Genomic DNA, 22,019 nt, shown 5'->3' on the forward strand with positions numbered 1-22,019 from the left:
ATGAGTGAGATGGCAACAGAGATAACAGCAGGCCAATCCCGGGCCCTTGCCCCCCAAGGCGGCATGGGCACGGCCCTCCAGCAGCTCAAGGGCATCACGTCCCAGCCGGCCGTGGTGAAGAGCTTCCCCGCCTTGGCGTTCCTCGCCCTGGCGGGTGTCGCCGCTTTGCTGTGGATGACCTTCACGGCGGCGCCGTCGCGCGACCTGTTCCGCGGTCTGCCCGACGAGGACAAGGCTGCGGTCACCGAAGCGTTGCGCGGCGCCGGCATCGACTATGAGATCGATTCCGGCAGCGGCGCGCTCACCGTTCCCGGCGATTCCTATTACGAGGCGAAGATGCTGCTCGCGGCCCAGGGGCTGCCGAAGAGCGCGCCCGACGGCGCCGAGATGATCAGCTCGCTGCCACTAGGCGCCAGCCGCGCGGTCGAGACCGAACGCCTGCGCTCTGCGCGGGAACTGGACCTTGCCCGCACCATCGAGGCGATCGACGCCGTGCAGAAGGCGCGCGTCCATCTCGCCGTCGAGCAGCCGAGCGCCTTCCTGCGCGAGCGCACCAAACCGGCCGCTTCGGTGCTGCTGACGCTCGCCGCCGGCCGCACGCTTGGCGACCAGCAGGTCCAGGCGATCGTCAATCTCGTCGCCTCCTCGGTGCCCGGCATGACGCCGGACGGGGTCTCCGTCGCCGACCAGAACGGTCGCCTCCTCTCCCAGCAGGGTGGGGGCGGCTCCTCCGCGGAAGCCGAGCGCCAGGTCGCGATCCAGGCCAAGATCGAGGAGCGCTACCGCCAATCGATCGAGACCTTGCTGACGCCGATCCTAGGCGCAGGCAACTTCACCGCCCAGGTTCACGCCGACGTCGACTTTTCCGAAACCCAGGCGACCCGCGAGGGCTTCCCGAAGGAGGCGAGCACGCTTCGCGCCGAGCAGGGTGCCTTCGAACTTGCCGGCGAGGGTCAGCGCGGGGTCGGAGGCATTCCCGGCGCGCTGTCCAACCAGCCGCCCCCCGCGGCCCAGGTGGCGATCGCTCCGGGCGGAGCAGTGACGCCGCCGGTTGCCGGCGCGACGGACAGCGCCGCGATCGATGCGGCCAAGCGCAACGAGAGCTATTCGCGCAACTTCGCGGTCGGCCGCGAGGTCTCCGTGACCCGTCAGCAGACCGGCACCGTCAAGCGCATCTCCGTCGCCGTTGTCCTCAAGAACCCGGAAGGTGCCAAGCCGCGCAATGCGCAGGAGATCGCCACGTTCGAGAATTTGGTGAAGGGCGCGGTCGGCTACGACCAGACCCGCGGCGACGTCGTGGCCTTGAGCTCCAAGAGCTTCGCGGCCGTCGAGGAGCCGGTCGAGAATTGGTGGGAAGCGGGCTGGGTGATGCTCGTCGTCCGCAATCTCACTGCCTTGTTGATTGCCGCCTTGGTCGTGTTCGGCTTCGGCCGGCCGCTGATGAAGAAGCTTGGCGGAGGCTTCGGCAAGCGCGTCGCCAACCCGGCAGTCAAGGCCGGCGTGCCCGGCGAAATCGCGGCTGCCATCGCTCATGAGGCGCGGACCAGCCCTGACACGCGCATCACGCTCGAGATGATCGAGACGGCGAACAGCTACGAGACCCGCGCCGCCCTTATTCGCAATTTCGTCCGCCAGGATCCGGCCCGTGCCGCACTCGTCGTGCGCGACCTGATCAAGTCCGACGGCAACAATGGAGACAAGAATGGCTGAGGCCGAAGCTGCAGTTGAAGCACCCGTAGTCGCGCCGGCTCCGGCGCCGTCGGGGCCGAGCGGCAGCGAGGCGGCGGCCATCCTGCTGATGCTGCTCGGCGATGACGAGGCCGCCGACGTGCTGAAGCGGCTCGACCCGAGCGAGGTTCAGCATCTCGGTGCAGCCATGTTCGACGTCGCCGACGTCAGCGAAGACCAGGTCGAGCGGGTGCTCGATCTGTTCATGAGCCGGGCGAAGCAGAGGACCACGATCGGCTTCGGCGCTGCACCCCGCATTCGCACCGTCATGGAGCAGGCCCTCGGCACCGACCGCGCCGAGAGCATGCTCGCCCGCATCACCCCGCCGACCGACAGCCGCGCGCTCGACGCGCTGCGCTGGATGGACGCACCGACCATCGCGGCCCTCGTCGAGAACGAGCATCCGCAGATCGCGGCCCTGGTCCTTGCCCACCTCGAGCCGCCGGCCGCGGCCGACGTACTGCAGATGCTCGCGCCCGACCTGCAGGCGGACGTGATGTATCGCGTCGCGACGTTGGAATCGGTCACGGCCGAGGCGCTGGAGGAACTGGAGCATGTGCTGGTTCGCGAAGTGACCCGCACCTCGTCGCGTCCGGCCACCGCACGGGGCGGCCCGCAGGAAGCCGCGAAGATCATGAACAACACCCGGCCGGGCACCGATCAGCGGATCATCCGCATGCTGTCCAAGGTCGACAAGAAGCTCGCTTCGGCGATCGAGGACGAGATGTTCGTCTTCGACAATCTCTACGACCTCGACGAGAAGAATCTCGGCACCCTTCTGCGCAACATCGAAAACGACGTGCTGGTCGTCGCGCTCAAGGGCGCGGAGGAGAAGGTGCGCGAGAAGATGCTCGGCTGCATGTCGAGCCGGGCCGCGGACTCGATCCGCGACGAGATCGAGGAGAGGGGCCCGATGCGCCTTGCCGAGGTGCTCGAGGCGCAGAAGGAAGTCATCGCCATCGCTCGCCGCCTGGCCGACGCCGGCACGATCATGCTGAAGGGCCGGGGCGACGATTATGTCTAATCTCTGGCCGCACGATCGTGCGGAAGAGGTGGCACGGGTCGGAAGTTTCGCAATCGACCGCCGCGCCGCCGCTTTCACGCCCTGGGGCGACAATGAGCGCCGCGCGCCCAAGCCCAAGCCGGAATATGATCCCGAGGGCGACAAGGCCGAGGCTTATGCCCAAGGCTTTGAAGAAGGGCGCCGCACCTCCGAGCTGGAGCTCGCTGCCGACCGCGCCGCGATGGCCGACCTGATGGACGCGCTGGAGGTGCTCCAGCCGGAGCCGACCAATGCGCTGGCGCTGCTGCTTGCCGAGACGGTGGATCGGCTCGTTCGCCAGATCTGCGGGACGGTGGAGATCGATGCCGAATTGCTGAGCACGCGCTGCCAGGCGGCTGCCGCACTCGTTGGCGCGGAGACGGGTCCGGCGCGGCTGCGCCTGCATCCCGAAGATGTGCCGCTGGTGGATCCCAAGCGGCTTCGCGTGCCGATCGTCGGCGACGATACGATCCCGCGGGGCAATCTCGTGCTGGAGACTGCCCAAGGCTGGATCGAGGACGGTCCCGCGGTGCGGCTGGAACGGCTGCGTGCCGAGCTCGACCGCATGGGGGCGCCGCAATGAGCCTCGCCGGAGACGCTCAAGCGATGCTCGGCACGGTTCACGCAAGCGAGGATCGGCCGCGCAAGATCGGCCGCCTTGCTGCGTACGACGGCCTGATGCTGGAGGCGACGGGCTTCGACCGCCCGGTCGGGTCGGGCGCGCGGGTCATCACCGCCGACGGCCGCGCCGCACGCGCGGAGGTGGTCGGCTTTCGCGGCCAGCGCACCTTGCTGATGGCGCTGGACGGCGATGCCGCGCACGCCAACGGCGCGCGAGTGGAGCCGGATGCCGCCGGCGGCAGCGCCGACGTCGGCATGGCCCTGCTCGGCCGCGTCATCGACGCGATGGGGGCGCCGCTCGACGGACTCGGCAGCATTCCCACAGTTGAGCGCTGGCCGCTCGCCGGCCGGCCGGGCAACCCGCTCGACCGCGCGCGCGTGACGGAGCCGTTCGACATCGGCGTGCGCGCCGTCAACGCCTTGCTGACCGCGGGCGTCGGCCAGCGCATCGCGATCGTCGCCGGCTCCGGCGTCGGCAAGTCGGTGCTGATGGGCCAGATGATCGCCGGCGCCGATGCCGACGTGGTCGTGGTGGGCCTGATCGGAGAGCGCAGCCGCGAGGTCAGCGACTTCCTCGCCACCAAGCTTTCCGGACCGGTGCGGGCGAAATCCGTTGTCGTGGCCGTGCCCGCGGACCACGCGCCTTTGCTGCGCCTCCGCGCGGCGATGCGCGCCACTGCGATTGCGGAATATTTCAGGGCACGGGGCCTCAAGGTCCTGCTGCTGCTCGACAGTTTGACGCGCGTCGCCCATGCGCAGCGCGAGATCGGCCTCTCCCTCGGCGAGCCGCCGACGGTGAAGGGATATCCGCCTTCCGCGCTCGGCCTGATCCCGCGCATCGTCGAGCGGGCGGGTGCGGACAGCCGCACCGGCGGTTCGATCACCGCGCTCTACACGGTGCTCGCCGACGGCGACGACACGGACGATCCGATCGTCGATGCTGCGCGCGCGATCGTTGACGGCCATATCCTGCTGTCGCGTTCGATCGCGGAGCAGGGCGTCTATCCCGCGATCGACGTTGGGCGGTCGCTGAGCCGCGTCATGGCCGACATCGTGACGCCGGAACATGCCGCCGGCGCGCTGGGCCTGAGGCGTCTCTGGTCGGCCTTCGAGGAAAATCGCGACCTCATCCTGATGGGCGCCTATTCGCCCGGCACCGATCCGGTAATCGACGAGGCCATTGCCCGCCGGCCGGAGCTCCTCGCCTTCCTCAAGCAAGGCGCCAGCGAGCGCGTCGGCTTCGAAGAGTCCGTCGCCGGTCTCGTCGAGGCGTTCGGCGCATGAGCAACGTCAAGCAAAGGGCGCGGATCGCGCGGGTGCGGCGCATCCAGCACGGCCTCGCGGCGCTCGCCGTGACGCGGGCGCAGGACCATGTCCAGGCGCTCGAGCATAATGAGGAACGGCTGAAGCAGATGCGCCTTGCGCTCGCCGGCGCCGCCGGCCCCTGCATCGGGGCCGATCTTGCCGGAAGGGCCGAGCTCGCGATGCGGCTCGAAGCCGCCCGAGAAGGTCTCGCCAAGACGATCGTCGGGGCGAAGAAGGCGATGGACCTGCGCGAGCAGGCACGGATCGGCGCGCGCCGCGACCAGGAAAGCGCGGAACAGCTCGAATCGCGCGCGGCATCGGCCGCGGCGCGCCGTCAGGACAAACGTAGCGCCGCCCTGTTCCGCCCGCGGCCGCGCAACAAGACCCAAGGGGAAGAGATGTGATGACGATCGGATCAGCCGTGCCTGCCATTCCGGCAACGGGCGAGAAGGTGGCGGGAGCCCAGGGCGAATGCGGCGCGGGCGCGGATATGTTCGGCGAGATCATCGCCGGCATGGCCTTGGCGACTGCGACCGAAGCGGTCGAAGGAAACTCTGCGGAAGAGCAGGCGGAGCCTTCGCCTTCCGACGCGAACGCGGCCGCGAGCGTGCTCCAGCTCCTCGCGCTCACCGTGCGCCAGCAGGGCAAGGCGCGCGAGCAGGTCGAGCCGGATGTCGCCGACGACCAGCCGATGGGCGAATGCGACCTGCTCGTCCCGACGCTCGGCGAGGATCTGCCCGGAGCGGTGGCGATCGCGACCCCGCCCTCGGTTGCCGCCCAGCCGCAGGTGGTCTCGGCCAAGCCGCCAGAGCCCGGCGCTGCGACTCCTCCGGCGAGTCCGCAGGTCGTGCCGATGAAGAGCAACGCCGAGCCGAAGATCCCAGACCTGGCTGAGGCCATCGCGGAAACCGAAGCCGAAGAGGCCGCGCCCAGGACAGTCGCCGCGACGCAGATTGCCGACCTGCTGAAGGCGGTGACCAAGCCAGTCACGACGGCCAACGCCAGCACTCCCGCGGCGGAGCCGATTTCGCGCAACGACGAACCGGCCGTGCCGCGAGCTGCCGAACCGCGCAGCTTGCTTCAGGCAGCCATTGCTTCCGCGATTTCGACGAACAACCCGTCCCTCGAAGCCGCGCGGATGCTGGAACCGCTGCCCGACGCGGTTCCTGTCGAGCCTGCCTTCGACGCCTCCGAATTCGCGATCGAGCGCCAGCTCGACATGTCGGCCGAGGGCGAATGGCTGGATGGCCTCGCCCGCGACATCGCCCGGACGGCAGGGGAGGGGGGCACGCTCCGCTTCAGGCTGAACCCGGAGAATCTCGGCACCTTGCGCGTCGAGATCACGCCGCAGGCCAACGGCTCGGCGGTGCGGCTGACCGCCGACACCGATGCCGCACGGACGATCATCGCCGACGCCCAGACCCGGCTCGTCGCGGAGGCCAAGGCCAATGGCGTGCGCATCTCGGAGACGCATGTCGACCTTGGCGGACAGAATCCGTCGGGCGATCCGCGTCGCCAGAACGCCGCGTTCGAAGAGGCGCCGATCAGAACGGCACGCTTCTTGCCAGATCAGGAGGAGAGCGACGGAAAACCGACGCCGAGCAAGTCTGAACGCTATGCCTGAACGGAAATGAGATGAGCGACGCCGAAAATCCGACACCGAAGAAGAAGGGCGGCAAGGGCAAGAAGATCCTGGTCCTGACCGTGGTCCTGCTGCTGGCGGGCGGCGGCGGCGCCGGGGCCGCGCTTTATGCGGGTCTGATCGGCGGCGGCCATGCCGGCCCGCCCAAGCCCGAGACGCCGCTCCTCGTCCCTCGCGAAGGGGTGTCCGATTCCGAGGCGGCGCGCTATTATCACCCGACCGGCGACAAGCGTCCGGATCCGGCCAAGTTCATGGCCACCTATTATCCGATCGAGGACCAGTTCACGGCCAATCTGCGTGACGGCAGCGGCTTCGTGCAGCTCGGCCTCGGCGTCTCCACTTATTACGACCAGCGCGTCCTCGATGCGGTGAAGCTGCACGAGATGGCGGTCCGCTCTGCTGTGCTGATGACCATCTCCGAGCAGGACCCGGTCATCATTCGATCGTCGCAGGGCAAGGAGGCGATGAAGACGGCGCTCCGCAAGGCCGTCAACGACGTGCTCAAGAAGAAGGAAGGCTTCGGCGGCATCGACGACGTCTACTTCACGAGCCTCGTCATCCAATGAGCAAGAAAAACCCCGGCCTTTCCGACGATGAGATGGAAGCGCTGATCGACGGCATCAGCGAGCATGAGGCGGGCGAGGCGGCGACCGCCAAGCCTTTCGCCTTCTGCACCGAGCAGGCGCGTCCGCTCGCAGCGGTGCCGGCGCTCGACCGGATGAGCGAGAAGTCGGCGCGCAGGCTCCGCCAGCAGATCGAGCCGATCTCACGCATCAAGCCGACCGTCACGGCTGATCCGGTGATCGTGCGCCAGTTCGACACCTGGCGCGATGAGCAGCCGGAATTCATCAGCATCAGCATGTACCGCTTCCGGCCCCTGAAGGGCCAAGTGCTGGTCGCGGTCGCCCCCGAGCTCGTCCGCCGGCTGGTCGACGCTTATTACGGTGGTCTTGGCGTTCATGGTGAACGGGTTGTTAAGGAATTCACGCCTACCGAGGAGCGGCTCCTGACGCGGTTGTCGGAAGCATTGATGGAAACGCTGACCGAGGTGTGGTCCGAAGTGATGCCCGTGAAGTCCCAGCTGATGTCCCGCGAGACGAGCACGGCCTATGCCTCGCTCATCGCCGGCGAAGAGCCGGTGGCGGTGGCGCGCTTCCATGTGTCGATCGGCCAGGGCAAGGGGTCGATGATCGACATCCTTTATCCGGTCGCCGCGCTTCGGTCGATCGAGGGGCAGCTCTCGGTCAAGGTGCATGACGATATCGGCATGAGCGGCAGCGAGTGGCGGGAGCGTATTGCGACCGCGCTCGGCGAGGTCCGCATCCAGGCGCGCAGCGTGCTTGCCCGGCCGACCTTGTCGGTTAAGGAGCTGCTCGCGCTGCAGCCGGGTGACGTTATTCCGGTCAATCTGCCGCCGCTCGTCCCTCTGCTGGTCGCCGGCCGCCAGATCGGCCTCGGCAAGATCGGTGAACAAGACGGCCGCGCCGCGCTCAGGATTGAAAAAGTTGAAATGGGGAGGGCTTTGTCGTGAGCGAAGCGCAAGCGATCGACGTGTCGGCAGCCGTGGAGCTGTCGCCGCGCAATTACCGGATGCTGGCGGAGATCCCGCTGCGTGTGTCCGTCGAAGTGGGCAGCACAGCGATGAAGCTGGCGGCCCTGATGGACCTGGCTGAAGGCAGCGTCGTCGAACTGGATCGACAGGCGCACGAGCTGCTCGACATCATGGTCAACGGCACCCTCGTCGCCAAGGGCGAGGTGGTGACGATCAACGGCCGCTTCGGCATCCGCGTCGTCGACGTGGTCGCGACCGATGCGCGCCTTGCCGGGGTCGATCGCCGCCAATGATGACGGCCTATATCCTGAAGCTGCTGCTGATGGTTCCCATCGTCGGCGGCATGGCCTTCGGCGCCCTGTGGCTATGGCGCAAGGTGCAGCCGGGCATGGCGCTCGGCCAGCGCGAGCGGCTGGTGAACGTGGTGGACGGCGTTCCGCTCGGCACCACCGGCCGCCTCGCCGTCGTCGAGTTCGGCGACAAGCGCCTGCTCCTCGCCGTCTCGCGCGGCACCGTCCAGCTGCTGACGGAAAGCCCGATCGAGCGCTTCACGGTGCCCAATGCCTAGCCTCGGCGCACACCGTATCCTGCTCCTGTTCGTTGGAGCGTTGCTCACCTTCGTCATCGTCGATCCGGCCTTCGCCCAGGCGGCCGCGCAGGCGCCGACCGCGGGTGGCCAGCCCGGCGCGCTCGACCGTGCCGTGAGCACCATCGCCGGCGACGGGCGTCCGCTCTCGCTTTCCCTGCAGATCCTGCTGCTGATGAGCCTGCTGACGGTGCTGCCGTCGCTGCTCCTGATGATGACCAGCTTCACGCGCATCATCATCGTCCTGTCCATTCTGCGCCAGGCGCTGGGCCTCCAGCAGACGCCGCCCAACCAGGTGCTCGTCGGCCTCGCCCTGTTCCTGTCGCTGTTTGTGATGCGGCCTGTGATCGATCAGGTGAACCAGATCGCCTACACGCCTTATGGCGACGGCCAGATCAGCATCGAGGAAGGGATCAGCCGCTCGGGGACGGTGCTGCACGGCTTCATGATCAAGCAGACGCGCGAGACCGATCTCAAGCTGTTCGCCGATCTCGCCCAAGCCGAACCGTTCGCGCGGCCTGCCGACGTGCCTTTCTCGATCCTGCTGCCGGCCTTCGTCACCAGCGAGCTCAAGACCGCATTCCAGATCGGCTTCCTGATCTTCCTGCCGTTCCTGATCATCGACCTGGTCGTTGCCTCCGCACTGATGGCGCTCGGCATGATGATGCTCAGTCCAAGCATCGTCTCGATGCCCTTCAAGCTGCTGCTGTTCGTCCTGGTGGACGGCTGGGCGCTGACGATGGGCTCCCTCGCAGCCTCGTTCGGGACATAGCGAAATGGACGGCACCGACTATTTCATCGGGATCGCCCAGCAGGCCTTGTGGATCCTGGCGCTCGCATCGGCGCCGATCCTGATCCCGGCGCTGGTCACCGGCATCCTGCTCGGCATGGTGCAGGCGGCGACCTCGATCAACGAGGCGACGTTGAGCTTCGTGCCCAAGCTGATCGTGGTGGGCGTCTGCCTCGCTTTGTTCGGCACCGCCATCGTCATGCTGATGGTCGATTTTACTATCGAGATCTTCGCCCGGATACCCGAGCTCACGCGATGATTCCTCCGGCCTTTGCCGGCGTCGAGGCCCAGCTCTGGCTGTGGATGGTCGCGATGATCCGCCCGGGCGCGGCCTTTCTTGCTGCGCCCGTGTTCGGCGCCGCCTTCGTGCCGGTCCAGCTGCGCCTGATCATCGCGCTTGCCGTCGGCATCCCTGCGCTCGCCGCGACGAACTTCCAGCTTCCGGTTGACGGCCTCGCCTCGATCGAAGGCTTCATGCTCGTGGCGGGCGAGGTGATGGCGGGGCTCGCCATCGGTTTCGCCGTCCAGATCGGCTTCTCGGCCGCGATGCTCGCGGGCGAGACGATCAGCAACGCGATGGGCCTCGGCTTCGCCGGCATGGTCGATCCGGCGAGCGGCCAGCAGAACCCCATGCTCAGCCAGTTCCTGATGATCGTGGCCACCTTCCTGTTCCTCGCCATCGGCGGCCATCTCGCGCTCGCGGCGACGATCGTCGAGAGCTATCGCGCTCTGCCTCCCGGCGACGCCTGGATGAGCGCCGACAGCATCCGCGGCCTCGTATTCTTCGGCGGCGTGCTGTTCGCGGCCGGGCTGTCGATCGCGCTGCCGGTCGGCTTCGCAATCATCTTGGTTCAGCTCGTCATGGGCATGCTCGCCCGTTCGGCGCCGCAGCTCAACCTCTTTTCGGTGGGTCTGCCCGCTGCGCTGCTCGCGGGCATCGTACTCCTTGCCATGGCCGCGCCGATCATGGGCGACGGCATCATCGCGGTGATCCAGCAGGGGCTGGAGGAATCCCGCCGGCTGGCGCTTGGATAGGGCCATGTCGGAAGCACCCGAAAAGGACCAAAAAACAGAGGCGCCAACCGAGAAGAGGCGGCGCGAAGCCTCGGAGAAGGGTGACGTCCTCCAATCCAAGGAGCTCGGGACGGCCCTGGTGGTCGTCGCCGGCGCGGCCTGGCTGGCGCTCGCCGGGCCGATGCTGGTCGGATCGATGTCCGACATGCTGGTCGAGGGCCTGTCGTTCGACCACGATTCAATCCGCAACTTCGATCCCGCCAGCGTCGCGATGCGGCTGATCGGCATGATCCTGCTGCCGGTCTTCGCCTTGTTCGGAGTCACCCTGATGGCGGCGATCGGGGGTCCGGCCTTGCTGGGCTCGCTCGGCTTCCGCTCGAAGGCGCTGAAGTTCAATCCGGGCAAGATGAATCCGCTCTCCGGCCTGAAGCGCATTTTCGGCATGCAGGGACTGATCGAGCTCGGCAAGTCGATCGCCAAGGTGCTGCTGCTCGGCGGCATCGGTGTGTGGCTGCTGCTCGACCAGACGCGCGGCCTGTTCGGCCTCGGTTCCCAGGATGTGAAGGCGGCACTGGGACAGGTCGGCAACACATTCAACATCGCGGTGCTGGTCATGGCCTTCGCACTGGCGATCATCGCCTTGATCGACGTTCCCGCCCAGATCCTCCAGCGCGCCGGGCGCCTCCGGATGAGCAAGCAGGAGGTGAAGGACGAGCATAAGCAGACCGAAGGCTCGCCCGAGCTCAAGGCCGCCGTGCGCCGCCGCCAGCACGAGGTGCTGCGCAACTCCGCCCGCTCGGCTGTGTCGGAAGCGACCGTGGTGCTCACCAATCCGACCCATTTCGCGGTCGCCCTGCGCTACAAGCTCGGGGAGGACATGGCGCCGATCGTCGTCGCCCGCGGCCGCGGCGCGACCGCCCAGGCGATCCGCGAGCTGGCGGAGGAGGGCACCGTGCCGGTGCTGAGCTATCCGCAGCTCGCCCGCGCCATCTACTTCACGACCCGCACCGGCCACATCATCCGCGAGGACCTCTACCTCGCCGTGGCGACGGTGCTTGCCTTCGTGTTCAAGCTGAATGCCGAAGCCGGTGCCGACGCCGCGCAGCCCGACATTGTCGTGCCGCCTGCCGCACGCTTCGACGAGACAGGACGCCCACAGGCTTAAGTCTCGCCGATCGCTGCCGTTCTTCACCCAGAGCTGTGCGCGGGGAAGGCGATGAATTCGGACGGCAACAAGGATGACGCCCCGCTGAGCAAGGAGGAGGCAGTCGCCCTCATCGAGGCGGAGCTTCTCAAGGCCGCGGCCGAGCGGATGCTCGAGGATCGCAAGCGTTTCCGCAACGCGCACGGGCCGATCGACCGGCAGGTGATCCGCAATCTCATCCGCCGCCCCTAGCAGGCTCACCGGACCTTAAAGTTTCGCTGCTACCGGCCGTTCTAAAGGACGGAAGGGACTCGCATGGTCAGCTCGATCGGATACAGCCTCGGCATCGGCTCAGGGCTCGACATTACGAGCCTAGTCAATGGCCTCGCCGAAGCGGAGAAGGCGCCCAAGGAAGCGCTGCTGACGCGCCGCGAGGAAGCCAATGCGGCGAAGATCTCGGCGCTGGCCGAAGCGTCCGGCGCGATCGACAGCTTCGCCTCCGCGCTGTCCGCCCTGATCTCGGGCGGCTCACTCTTCACTCAGCCGAGCGTTTCGGACACCAGCATCCTTTCGGCCAGCACGGTTACGGGCAAGCAGATCGGCGCGCTCTCGGCGCAGATGGAAGTGATGCAGCTCGCCAAGGCCCAGACGGTCTCGTCGGTCGGCCTGGCCTCGTCGACCGCCGCCGTGGGGGAAGGCGATCTGACGCTGACCACCGGCAGCGGCAGCGTCGTGATCACGATCGATTCGACCAACAACAGCCTCGAAGGCCTCGTCGCCGCCATCAACGGCAAGAACGCCGGCGTCACCGCCAGCATCGTCACCGACCAGGGCACCGCCAAGCTGGTTCTGAAGGGCGCGACCGGCACTGCCAACGCCTTCACCCTCAGCGTCGCCGGCGGCACGACCAGCGGTCTGGAGCGATTCGCATACGGCCCCTCGGTGACCGGCGGCATGACCGAGGCGCAGGCGGCGCAGGACGCGATCGTCAAGCTCGACGGCGTCGAGATCCGCCGCAACTCGAACAGCTTCAACGACCTGGTGGACGGCGTCCAGTTCGACCTCAAGCGTGCGGCGCCCGGATCGATCGTCAACCTCGGCATCAGCCGCCCGACTGCCGCGATCGAGCAGGCGGTCGGTGACTTCGTTGCTGCCTATAACGAGCTCAACAGCCTGCTCGCCAACGCGACCGCGCCGGGCGTGAACGGGGAGGGCGGTCCACTGCGCGGCGACCTCAGCATCCGTGACATGCGCCGCCAGCTTGGCCAGCTCACCTCGACGGTGCTGAACTCGCGCGGCAGCATCAAGACGCTGGCCGAGGTCGGCGTCCGCACCAATCGCGACGGATCGCTGAGCCTCAACGCCTCGCAGCTGCAGCAGGCGCTTCAGAACGACCCGCAGGGCGTGGAGGCCTTGTTCAACCCGACCCAGTATAGCAGCGATCCCGCGCTCGTGATCACCAGCCCGATGGGGCGGGTGAAGCCGGGCACCTACACCTTCACCAACATTGTCCCTGAAGCCGGCGGCGTCGCCGCCTCCGGACTCATCGACGGCATCGCGGCGCTTGGCTCCGGCGCCTTCCTGATCGCCCCGCCCAGCTCCAATGCGGCGGGTCTCGCGGTCGAGATCAAGGGCGCGGCTGCCAGCGTCACCGTCACGATCGATCCCGGTCTCGGCGGCGCGCTGCAGGCGATCCGCGATGCGCTCCGTGCCCGCTCCGGCCCCATCGCCAAGAGCGAGGAGCGGCTCAGCGAGGAAGCCAAAGACATTGCCGACGACCGCCTCAAGCTAGAGACGCGCTCCAAGGCCTATTACGATCGGCTGCTCGAGCAGTTCACGACGATGGAACGGCAGGTCTCCGCCTTCAAGGCGACCCAGTCCTATCTCGACCAGCAGATCAAGGCCTGGAACGGCGGCGACGACTGATCCCGGAGAGTAGATGATGAACGCATATTCCCGCTTCGGCGCCGTCCGGGCACGTTATCAGAATGTCGATCTCGCCAGCCGGGTCGAAGGCGCGTCGCCGCACGGCCTGGTGTCGATCCTGCTCGACGAGCTGATGAAAGCGCTCGAGGCGATGGCCGCGGCCTGCGCCCGGCGCGATTTTTCGCAGCGCGGCGCCGCGCAGGCACGGGCGCTCAACATGCTCAACGGCCTCGAATCGAGCCTCGATTTCGACAAGGGCGGCGAGATCGCCGAGTCCCTGGCAAGTATCTATGCCGAAGGGCGCCGCCTCGTCATCGCCGGTGCGCGCGACAACGATCCGGACCAGGTGCTGCGTGCACGCACGATGGTGGGAGAAATCGCCTCCGCGTGGCAGGCGATCGGCTGAGCCGAATACGTCACCCCGTCGGAGGCCGGGGCCTCAGACGCGAAGACGCAGGAGCAACTTCTCGCTGAGATCCCGGCCTTCGCCGGGATGACGAGAGGTGGCTAGGCCGCCTTGGCGAGACCGTGCTTGCGCATCTTTTCGATGAGGGTGGTCCGCTGCAGCGACAGCAGGCGCGCCGCGTCGGCGACCGTGCCTTCGGAGGCCTTCAGCGCTTCGGTGATGTAGCGATATTCGAGGTCCGCCATCATCTTGCGCAGGTCGACCGGGCCTTCGCCGAGGGGGGCATCGTCAGCTGCCGCAGGAGCGGCCGGAGCTGGCGCTTCGACAGGCGCGGGAGCGCTTTGCTCAGTGGCTTCCCACAGCGCGAGGCGTTCCGCGTTGCTCGGGCGAGCGCGGCGATGGAGGATGATCTCGACCTGCTCGGCGGTCACCGTTTGCCCGGCGAACAGGATCGTGGCGCGGTCGATGACGTTGCGAAGCTCGCGGATGTTGCCGGGCCAGGGGTGGGCGACCAGCCGGTCCATCGCGCCCTGGGTGAAGGCGAGGCCGCTCTTGTCGTCCTTGAGAAAGTGCCTGACGAGCAGGGGCACGTCCTCGCGGCGTTCGCCGAGTGAGGGCAGGTCGATCGGGAAGACCGAAAGGCGGTAGAACAGGTCCTCGCGGAAGCGCTGCTGCTCGATCGCCTCGTCGAGATTGCGGTGCGTCGCGGAAATGATCCGGGTGTCGACGGCGATCTCGCCGCGGCCGCCGACGCGTTGCACGGCGCGTTCCTCGAGCACGCGGAGCAGCTTCACCTGCATGTCGTGCGGCATGTCGCCGATCTCGTCGAGGAAGAGCGAGCCGTTATGGGCGTCCTCAAAGCGGCCGCGCCGCTGTGAGACGGCACCGGTGAAGGAGCCCTTCTCATGGCCGAACAGCTCGGATTCGAGCAGGTCGCGCGGGATGGCGCCGCAATTGACGGCGACATAAGCGGCGGACGAACGGTCGCTGGCGGCGTGGATCGCGCGAGCGACCACTTCCTTGCCGCTGCCCGAGGGGCCGGTGACCAGCACTGACGCCGAAGTCGGCGCCACGGCGCGGATCAGGTAACGCACCTCCGCCATGGCCGGGCTTTCGCCTACGATCAGTCCCTCGGACAAAATGTTTCCCCCACTCATCTTGAGTGATCACTGACACTTCGGTGGTTTCCAAATCGCTAACGCTCCCTCGCCCGCGTCGATTTTTTGACGCCGCTTGGGGACTGGGCGGAGCCATGTTAGGGGCGCCGCCATGCTTTCCCTCAATGGAATCACGGTTCGCCTTGGCGGGCGATCGATACTCGACGGCGCCAGCGCGGCATTGCCGCCGCGGAGCCGCGTCGGCCTCGTCGGCCGCAACGGTGCCGGAAAGTCGACACTCGTGCGGGTCATCGCCGGGCTGCTCGACCCCGACGAAGGCGCAGCCGAAATGCCGCGCGGATCGAGACTCGGCTATATCGCGCAGGAAGCGCCGGCCGGTTCGGGGACGCCCTTCGAGACTGTGCTGGCCGCGGACACCGAACGGGCGCGGCTGCTCGACGAAGCGGAGCATAGCTCCGACCCGCACCGGCTGGGCGAGATCCACGAGCGGCTGAATGCGATCGACGCGCATGCTGCGCCGTCGCGCGCGGCGCGGATCCTGGTCGGGCTCGGGTTCGACGAAGAGATGCAGCAGCGCCCGCTGGACAGCTTCTCGGGCGGCTGGCGGATGCGGGTGGCGCTCGCCGCCTTGCTCTTCTCTGCACCCGACCTGCTGCTGCTCGACGAGCCGTCCAACCATCTCGATCTCGAGGCCGTCCTGTGGCTCGAGGATTTCCTGCAGAGCTACCGGGCCACGATCGTGGTCGTCAGCCACGAGCGCGATTTCCTCAACAATGTCGTCGACCACATCCTCCACCTCGATCGTGGCAAGCTGACGCTCTATCCGGGCGGCTACGATGCGTTCGAGCGGCAGCGGGCGGAGCGGCAGGCCCATCTCGCCGCGGCGCGGGCGAACCAGGAAGCGCAGCGCGAGAAGCTGAAGGACTTCATCGCCCGCAACAGCGCCCGCGCGTCGACCGCCAAGCAGGCGCAGAGCCGGGTCAAGGCGCTGGCGAAGATGCAGCCGATCGCGGAGCTGGCGGACGATCCCTCGCTTTCCTTCGGCTTCCCGAACCCGCAGGAGCTGCGGCCGCCGTCGGTCACGCTCGACATGGCCGCGGTCGGCTATGGCGAAACGCCCGTCCTCAGCCGCCTGAACCTCAGGCTAGATCCGGACGAGCGGATCGCGCTCCTCGGCCGCAACGGCAACGGCAAGACGACGCTTGCCCGCCTGCTCGCCGCGCAGCTGCCGGCGATGGAGGGTGGCGTCACGCGCAGCCAGAAGCTCAAGGTGGGCTATTTCACCCAATATCAGGTCGAGGAGCTGGACGGCGCCGACACGCCTTTCCAGCACATGGCGCGACTGATGAAGGGCGCCACCCCCGCGGCAGTGCGCTCGCAGCTCGGCCGGTTCGGCTTTTCCGGCGACAAGGCGCTGACCGAGGTGCGCAAGCTCTCAGGCGGCGAGCGGGCGCGGCTGGCGCTGGCGCTGATCACTCGCGATGCGCCGCACATGCTGATCCTCGACGAGCCGACGAACCACCTCGACGTGGACGCCCGCGAGGCGCTGGTGCAGGCGCTCAACGATTATTCGGGCGCGGTCGTGGTGGTGTCGCACGACCGGCACATGCTGGAGCTGATTGCCGACCGGCTGGTGCTGGTCGACGGCGGCACGGCACGCGATTTCGACGGCAGCCTCGACGATTACACGGCGCTGGTGCTCGCGCGTGACGCGGGCTCCGCAAAGTCGCAGGCCAAGACGAGCCGAAAGGACGAACGGCGGCTGGCCGCGGCGGCCCGCGAGCAGGGCCAGGCACTCCGACAGCGGGCGAAGACGGCCGAGGCGGAAATCGCGAAGCTGACGGCGCAGCGAAGCGCGATCGATCGCGCCATGTTCGATCCCGCCGGTGCCGAGGCGGGGCTGGCCAACCTCACCATGACCGACCTGATGAAGCGGCGTGCCGAGGTGGAGCGCAAGCTCGAACTCGCCGAAAGCCAGTGGCTGGAGGCAAGCGAGGCGCTGGAGCAGCAGGCCGCCTAATCCTGCTTCCTCAGCGCGAAGCGCTGGAGCTTGCCGGTGGCGGTCTTTGGGAGCGCTTCGACGAACTCGATGTCGCGCGGATATTTGTAGGGGGCGATCGTCGCCTTCACATGCTGCTTCAGCGTCTCGGCGAGCGGCTCTCCGGCTTCATGGCCGGGCGCGCAGACGATGAAGGCCTTCACCCGCTGTCCCCGTTCTTCACAGGGGGCACCGATCACGGCGCATTCCTGGACTGCCGGGTGAGAGAGGAGGGCGTTCTCCACCTCCGGCGCCGCGATATTGTAACCGGACGAGATGATCATGTCGTCGGAGCGGGCGAGGTACCAGAAGTAGCCTTCTTCATCCGCGCGATAGGTGTCGCCGGTGACGTTCCAGCCATTCTGCACGTAATGGGTCTGCCGCTCGTCGTCGAAATAGCGGCAGCCGGTCGGGCCTTTGACCGCGAGGCGACCCGTGCCGTGCGGAAGCGGGGTGCCGTCCTCGTCCAGCACGCAGGCGCGATAGCCGGGCACCGCCCTGCCGGTAGAGCCGGGGCGAATGTCCTCGCCGCTCGCCGAGATGAAGATGTGCATCATCTCGGTCGCGCCGATGCCGTCGACGATCCCGAGGCCGGCGCGCTCGTGCCAGGCGTGCCAGGTCGACGCCGGCAGATACTCTCCGGCGGAGACGCAGGTCTCTAGGCTGGCAATGTTGCGTCCCTCCATCTGCGCCAGCATCGCCTTGTATGCAGTCGGGGCAGTGGCAAGGACGTTGACTTGGTGAGCATCCACCGCCTCCAAAAGCGCCGCGGGGCTCGGCTGCTCGATCGTTACCGCAGCGCCGCGGAAGCGGAAGGGGAAGACGAGCAGCATGCCGAGACCGAAGGTGAAGGCGATCGGCGCCGAGCAGGCCCAGCGCTGACCCCGCTTTGGCTTCAACACGTATCGCGCGAAACTGTCGGCGGAGGCGAGCACGTCGCGATGATAGTGAACGCAGCCCTTGGGCTTGCCGGTGGTGCCGGAAGTGAAGGCGATCAGGGCCACGTCGTCGCGATACGTGTCCACCGGCGCGAAGCCGGGCGCCACGGACCGGAGGCGCGTCTCGAGCTCGCCGCGGCCATGGTCGCCGTCGTAGCGCAGCAGCGAGCGGACAGTTCCGGCCTCCTCCGCCCCTTGGCGGAAGTCGCCGATGAAGCGGCTGTCGACAATCGCGTGGCTGATCTCGGCGCGCTTCAGGATAGTGGCGATCTCGCCGGGGCGGAGGATCGGCATAGTGGCGACGACGCTGCCGCCGGCCTTCAAAATGCCTGCCCAAGCCGCGAACAGCATCGCGCTATTGGGGCCGCGCAGGAAGACGCGGTTGCCGGGAACCAGCCCCTCCTGCTCGACCAGCAGGCGGGCGATGCGATCCGAGAGGTCCTTGAGGTCCGCATAGGTCCAGCGGCCCTGCGCGTTGATCACGGCAGGGCACTCGCCGTCGCCGTCGGCGACGGCGCGGTCGATCAGCTCTACCGCCACGTTGAGCCGCTCGGGATATTGAAGCTCGGGAAGCTCGAACAGGAAATTGGGTTGCTGGTCGAGGGGAGGCAGGCGATCACGCACGAACGTGTCGACCGGCCCGCTCACCGCTCCGGCACCACCGCGATCGTCTCGATCTCGATCCGCGCGAGCGGCTCGACCAGCCGGTTCACCTCGACGACTGCCATGGCGGGATAGTTCTTGCCCATCAGCTCGCGATAGGACGCGCCGATCTCGGCCAGCCGTCCGACATATTCATCACGGTCGGTGACGTACCAGGTCATGCGGACGACATGTTCGGGCCCCGCGCCATCTTCTGCAAGCACAGCGAGCGTGTTCAGAAGCACTTGGCGGAATTGGCCTGCCATGTCCTCGGAGACGAAGTGGCCATGCTCGTCCCAACCGACCAGGCCGGCGGTGAAGACCATGCGGCCGCTCGCGGAGATGCCGTTCGCATAGCCTTTCGGGCGCATCCAGCCTGGCGGGAGTAGGGTCTTCATGCTCGATACTCCGCAAGCCGAGCGCGCGCGATCACCACTTCTGCACCTCCGAAGCCGTTGCCGACATCCCTGCCTTGAACGCGTCGAGCGGATTGTAAAGCGTCTCGCGCTTCAAACAGGTGACAATCCGCTCCACGTCCCCAGTCGCTTTAAGCTTAAAATAGCTGGGCGCAGATGCAAGATGATTTGCGGAATGGCCAATAAGGATGGGTGAAGGGCCCGGTGGCAGCGGATCAGAAGCGGATGACGCCGCCGGCGCTGAAGGCCCAGGGATCGAGCTTCACCTGGCCGATCACCGGCGCGCCACCGAACGTACCCCGCGTCTCGGTGCGCAGGAACGCCTTCTTGGCTTCGAAATAGATGCCGTAGCGTTTGGTGAACATGATGTCGGTGCCGGCTTCCAGCGCGGGCGAGATATCGTCGTCGATTTCCACGTCTCTGAATGCGCCGTCGGTGGTGTCGAAAACGTGCATATAGGCCGCGCCGGCGCCGACATAGGGCTGGAACACGCCGCGCCGCAGCGGCCGATACTGGACGGTCAAGGTGACCGGCCCGTAGGTCGTCTCGGCGAGCTTGCCGAACGGCTCCAGCGCGCCTCTACCCTGGATGTCGATGTGCGGCGGGATGCCGCCGGTGAATGAGACCGCGAAGTTGCGGCCGATGACCCGGCCGATCTGGAAAGTCGGCGTGTAGTGGGTCTTGGTGCTCATTCCCGCACCCGGAACCGGTGCGCCGCCGAACTCGAGCTCGAGCTCATCGGCGAGGTCCAGCCCAATCAGGCCGGCACGGCCGAACCACTTGGGCTCCCCGTCCTGCGCCGTGGCGGGAGCGGGAGCGATCGCCGCACCCGCGAGCGCGGCGGCCAATATCGCCCGGCGGAGATCAGCTGCGTGTTTCAAAACCGGATTACTCCCCCGACGGACAGGATGACCGGGTCCAGCTCGGCCTCGGCTTCGATGAAAAGCGGACCGAGGAAGCCGGACGCTTCGGCGCTCCAGAAGGCTTTCTTCGCGTCGGCATAGATGCCGAAGCGCTCGCTCAGGTCGAGCTCGACGCCGGCCTGAAGGACCGGGCCGTGCGCGTCGCTGATCTTGACGTCCGTGGCGAGCCGCTCTTCGGTTTCCCAGATCTTATTGAGGCCGATGCCGCCGCCGACATAGGGCGAGAAGCGCTGGCCGCGCAGCGGATGCCAGGTCGCCGTCAGCGTGAAATTGCTCGACGTGTCGTTGAACAGGTTCGGCGTTCCCGCCAGCGAGCCGGCGGGGAGATTGAAGGTCTCCGCCGGAGTCGTTCCCATCACGCGAACCGCGACGTTGCGGTGAACATAATGGCCGATCTCGAAGCTGCCGATCCAATCCTTGTCCGTCTTGTAGTCGGCTCCCGGATCCTGGGTGCCGTTGACGAAGACAGGGCCCTTGTCGGCCAGATCAATATGAGCGACGCCCACGCGCACGAACGTGTCCTGTGCGAAAGCGGGCGTGGCGGTTGCCGCCAGAGCCAGCGCAGACAGAGATGCAAGAATTCTCATGGCGGTTCTCTTCTTGGTTCAAAGTGGGAATATCAGGACAAGGTAAAGCGCCGGTTAATGCTGTTTCGCGGCCGTTCCGTTCAGCCGGCCGCGCGGCGTTGCTCGCCGGCTCCGTCAACCGAAGCATTGGGGCGCAGCTCGGCGACTCCCTTCAGGAGCGGGCTCGCCGGCCGGTTCTTCACCAGCGCGTCGATGCCGTCGAAGTCGACGGTGCCGCTCAGCAGCGCGTCATGCTGCTGCGTGGCTTCGGCGCGGGCGACGCTGAGGCGATGGACCGCGTCGATGATGTCGCGGCTGCTATGGCTCGCCATCACCTGCATGCGGAATCGGGCTTGGCCCTTCGGCACCGCCGGGAATTCCACGAGGTTCGCGAGCAGGCCGAGCTCCGGCAGCCGCCGGCTGACCAGGCGCGCCAGGCCTTCGATGCCCATCTTGACGCAGACGATCGGGGAAGGATCGCCATAGGTTTCGAATGACGTGCCCTGCAGCAATTCACGCAGCAGCCGGATGTTGGTCATCAGGCTGTCGCGCAGCGTGTCGCCTTCGGCAGAATCGACGATCTCGAACGCCTTGAGGACCAGCCCGGCCTGGGCCGGCGAGAGCGCGTTGGAGAAGGTGCAGGGCGAGGCGTAGTAGCGCAGATATTCCTTAACGCTGCGACGATTGCAGGCGACGAAGCCGCCGTTCGAGGCGAAGGTCTTGGAGAAGCTGCCCATGACGACGTCAACTTTGCCGAGCATGTTCTGGGCGCCGATATGGCCGCGGCCCCTGGGGCCGAGGCTGCCGAGATCGTGGGCGACGTCGACCACCAAAGTGGCGCCGAACTCATGCGCCAGCTCCTGGAGCGCGGCGATGTCGGGCGTGTCCGAATCCATCGAGAACAGGCTCTCGGTGATGATCAGGATGCCGTTGACATTGTCCTTGGCACGGATGCCGGCCAGCTTCTGGCGCACCGCCTCGATCGAGTTGTGGCGGAAATAGTGGATGTTGCGCGTCGCGGCCTGCGCACCTTCCTGGAGACAGGCGTGCGACAGTGCATCCATGACGATATGGTCGGACGGGCGGACCAGGCCCTTCACCACGCCGAAGCCCGCGGCCCAGCCGGTCGGGAACAGGACCACTTCCTCCATGTCGAGGAACTCGGCGATCTTCTTTTCGAGCGCGAGCGAATGCGAGGTGTTGCCGATCAGGGCAGGGGAGCCGGCGCTGTGGACGCCGTAATCGTTGATGACCTTGATCGCGGCCTCGGCCACCGCAGGGTGGGAGGAGAGGCTGAGATAATCCTGGGAGGCGAAGTTGATGCCCTCGAAGCGATCGCCCTCCTGGTCGTTTAGGGCGACGCACTTGCTGCGGGGCGCAGTCTCGGTCGAGCGGCCGAGCGGCCACAGGCCGGTCTTCCGGCGAAGCTGCTGCCAGTCGTAGAAGGCGCTGAGGCGGTCGAGAATGTTGGTGCCCGGCAGATAGCGGAAATCACGCATGCTGCCGCCGAGCCCGCCCAGGCCCTGATCTTTCACTTCGCTCATTTACAAGTCCCCCCTGTCAGGACGTTCGTGGCCCCGACGGTAATGTTTACGTGCGGTAAGCTATGTTTTCGGTGCACG

The 22,019-nt window shown here is 67.1% G+C and carries 24 protein-coding genes; 18 read left to right on the forward strand and 6 right to left on the reverse strand.

Annotated features, from left to right (window positions below):
• The 17 genes from fliF (at position 1) to AC5JBD_RS08045 (ending at position 13,756) form a co-directional block, all read left to right on the forward strand.
• Positions 1–1,710: a flagellar basal-body MS-ring/collar protein FliF gene (fliF, locus tag AC5JBD_RS07965; RefSeq protein ID WP_495721258.1), complete on the forward strand. Its 1,710-nt coding sequence runs from the start codon at positions 1–3 to the stop codon at positions 1,708–1,710.
• Positions 1,703–2,752: a flagellar motor switch protein FliG gene (gene fliG, locus AC5JBD_RS07970; protein ID WP_495721259.1), complete on the forward strand. Its 1,050-nt coding sequence runs from the start codon at positions 1,703–1,705 to the stop codon at positions 2,750–2,752. The genes fliF and fliG overlap by 8 nt, the downstream gene beginning before the upstream one ends.
• Complete coding sequence (locus AC5JBD_RS07975) at positions 2,745–3,353, forward strand: FliH/SctL family protein (protein WP_495721260.1); 609 nt, start codon at positions 2,745–2,747, stop codon at positions 3,351–3,353. Before fliG ends, AC5JBD_RS07975 begins: the two co-directional genes overlap by 8 nt.
• Complete coding sequence (locus AC5JBD_RS07980) at positions 3,350–4,675, forward strand: FliI/YscN family ATPase (RefSeq protein ID WP_495721261.1); 1,326 nt, start codon at positions 3,350–3,352, stop codon at positions 4,673–4,675. The genes AC5JBD_RS07975 and AC5JBD_RS07980 overlap by 4 nt, the downstream gene beginning before the upstream one ends.
• Positions 4,672–5,100, forward strand: a complete 429-nt coding sequence (locus AC5JBD_RS07985; protein WP_495721262.1) for a hypothetical protein — start codon at positions 4,672–4,674, stop codon at positions 5,098–5,100. Before AC5JBD_RS07980 ends, AC5JBD_RS07985 begins: the two co-directional genes overlap by 4 nt.
• Entirely contained in the window at positions 5,100–6,320 is a 1,221-nt protein-coding gene (locus AC5JBD_RS07990) for a flagellar hook-length control protein FliK (RefSeq protein ID WP_495721263.1), read from the forward strand. Before AC5JBD_RS07985 ends, AC5JBD_RS07990 begins: the two co-directional genes overlap by 1 nt.
• An 11-nt stretch (positions 6,321–6,331) precedes the next feature.
• Positions 6,332–6,904: a flagellar basal body-associated FliL family protein gene (locus AC5JBD_RS07995; protein WP_495721264.1), complete on the forward strand. Its 573-nt coding sequence runs from the start codon at positions 6,332–6,334 to the stop codon at positions 6,902–6,904.
• Positions 6,901–7,869, forward strand: coding sequence for a flagellar motor switch protein FliM (locus tag AC5JBD_RS08000; protein ID WP_495721265.1), 969 nt, complete (start codon positions 6,901–6,903; stop codon positions 7,867–7,869). The genes AC5JBD_RS07995 and AC5JBD_RS08000 overlap by 4 nt, the downstream gene beginning before the upstream one ends.
• Positions 7,870–7,883: 14 nt before the next feature.
• Positions 7,884–8,183, forward strand: a complete 300-nt coding sequence (fliN, locus tag AC5JBD_RS08005; protein WP_495721317.1) for a flagellar motor switch protein FliN — start codon at positions 7,884–7,886, stop codon at positions 8,181–8,183.
• Entirely contained in the window at positions 8,180–8,458 is a 279-nt protein-coding gene (locus AC5JBD_RS08010) for a FliO/MopB family protein (protein WP_495721266.1), read from the forward strand. Before fliN ends, AC5JBD_RS08010 begins: the two co-directional genes overlap by 4 nt.
• Positions 8,451–9,248, forward strand: a complete 798-nt coding sequence (fliP, locus tag AC5JBD_RS08015) for a flagellar type III secretion system pore protein FliP (protein WP_495721267.1) — start codon at positions 8,451–8,453, stop codon at positions 9,246–9,248. The genes AC5JBD_RS08010 and fliP overlap by 8 nt, the downstream gene beginning before the upstream one ends.
• A gap of 4 nt (positions 9,249–9,252) precedes the next feature.
• Positions 9,253–9,525, forward strand: a complete 273-nt coding sequence (locus AC5JBD_RS08020; RefSeq protein WP_495721268.1) for a flagellar biosynthetic protein FliQ — start codon at positions 9,253–9,255, stop codon at positions 9,523–9,525.
• Positions 9,522–10,301 (forward strand): flagellar biosynthetic protein FliR, encoded by a 780-nt coding sequence (gene fliR, locus AC5JBD_RS08025; RefSeq protein WP_495721269.1) that lies wholly within the window; start codon positions 9,522–9,524, stop codon positions 10,299–10,301. Before AC5JBD_RS08020 ends, fliR begins: the two co-directional genes overlap by 4 nt.
• A 4-nt stretch (positions 10,302–10,305) precedes the next feature.
• The gene (flhB, locus tag AC5JBD_RS08030) at positions 10,306–11,445 is read left to right on the forward strand and encodes a flagellar type III secretion system protein FlhB (protein ID WP_495721270.1); all 1,140 of its coding nucleotides are present in this window, start codon (positions 10,306–10,308) and stop codon (positions 11,443–11,445) included.
• Positions 11,446–11,496: 51 nt separating this feature from the next.
• Positions 11,497–11,676, forward strand: a complete 180-nt coding sequence (locus AC5JBD_RS08035; RefSeq protein ID WP_495721271.1) for a hypothetical protein — start codon at positions 11,497–11,499, stop codon at positions 11,674–11,676.
• Between the two features lie 63 nt (positions 11,677–11,739).
• Positions 11,740–13,350: a flagellar filament capping protein FliD gene (gene fliD, locus AC5JBD_RS08040; protein ID WP_495721272.1), complete on the forward strand. Its 1,611-nt coding sequence runs from the start codon at positions 11,740–11,742 to the stop codon at positions 13,348–13,350.
• Between the two features lie 16 nt (positions 13,351–13,366).
• Entirely contained in the window at positions 13,367–13,756 is a 390-nt protein-coding gene (locus AC5JBD_RS08045; RefSeq protein WP_495721273.1) for a flagellar export chaperone FliS, read from the forward strand.
• 101 nt (positions 13,757–13,857) lie between these two features.
• Here AC5JBD_RS08045 and AC5JBD_RS08050 read toward each other — a convergent pair whose 3' ends face one another.
• Positions 13,858–14,913: a sigma-54 interaction domain-containing protein gene (locus AC5JBD_RS08050; RefSeq protein ID WP_495721274.1), complete on the reverse strand. Its 1,056-nt coding sequence runs from the start codon at positions 14,911–14,913 to the stop codon at positions 13,858–13,860.
• Between the two features lie 112 nt (positions 14,914–15,025).
• On the opposite strand from AC5JBD_RS08050, the gene AC5JBD_RS08055 reads away from it, so the two are divergent.
• The gene (locus tag AC5JBD_RS08055; RefSeq protein WP_495721275.1) at positions 15,026–16,894 is read left to right on the forward strand and encodes an ABC-F family ATP-binding cassette domain-containing protein; all 1,869 of its coding nucleotides are present in this window, start codon (positions 15,026–15,028) and stop codon (positions 16,892–16,894) included.
• Here AC5JBD_RS08055 and AC5JBD_RS08060 read toward each other — a convergent pair.
• The 5 genes from AC5JBD_RS08060 to AC5JBD_RS08080 all read right to left on the reverse strand — a co-directional run bounded on the left by AC5JBD_RS08060 (position 16,891) and on the right by AC5JBD_RS08080 (position 21,941).
• Positions 16,891–18,498 carry an AMP-binding protein gene (locus AC5JBD_RS08060; RefSeq protein WP_495721276.1) on the reverse strand — a complete coding sequence of 536 codons (1,608 nt, stop codon included), beginning with the start codon at positions 18,496–18,498 and terminating at the stop codon, positions 16,891–16,893. The two genes, AC5JBD_RS08055 and AC5JBD_RS08060, sit on opposite strands and share 4 nt — an antisense overlap.
• On the reverse strand, positions 18,495–18,890 hold the full coding sequence (locus AC5JBD_RS08065) for a RidA family protein (RefSeq protein ID WP_495721277.1): 396 nt from the start codon (positions 18,888–18,890) through the stop codon (positions 18,495–18,497). Before AC5JBD_RS08065 ends, AC5JBD_RS08060 begins: the two co-directional genes overlap by 4 nt.
• Before the next feature lie 233 nt (positions 18,891–19,123).
• Positions 19,124–19,756 carry an OmpW/AlkL family protein gene (locus AC5JBD_RS08070; RefSeq protein WP_495721278.1) on the reverse strand — a complete coding sequence of 211 codons (633 nt, stop codon included), beginning with the start codon at positions 19,754–19,756 and terminating at the stop codon, positions 19,124–19,126.
• 29 nt (positions 19,757–19,785) lie between these two features.
• Complete coding sequence (locus AC5JBD_RS08075) at positions 19,786–20,418, reverse strand: OmpW/AlkL family protein (RefSeq protein WP_495721279.1); 633 nt, start codon at positions 20,416–20,418, stop codon at positions 19,786–19,788.
• An 80-nt stretch (positions 20,419–20,498) separates the two neighbouring features.
• Positions 20,499–21,941: an aminotransferase class I/II-fold pyridoxal phosphate-dependent enzyme gene (locus AC5JBD_RS08080; RefSeq protein ID WP_495721280.1), complete on the reverse strand. Its 1,443-nt coding sequence runs from the start codon at positions 21,939–21,941 to the stop codon at positions 20,499–20,501.
• Positions 21,942–22,019 lie beyond the last annotated feature (78 nt).

Source organism: Allosphingosinicella sp. (assembly GCF_059502505.1).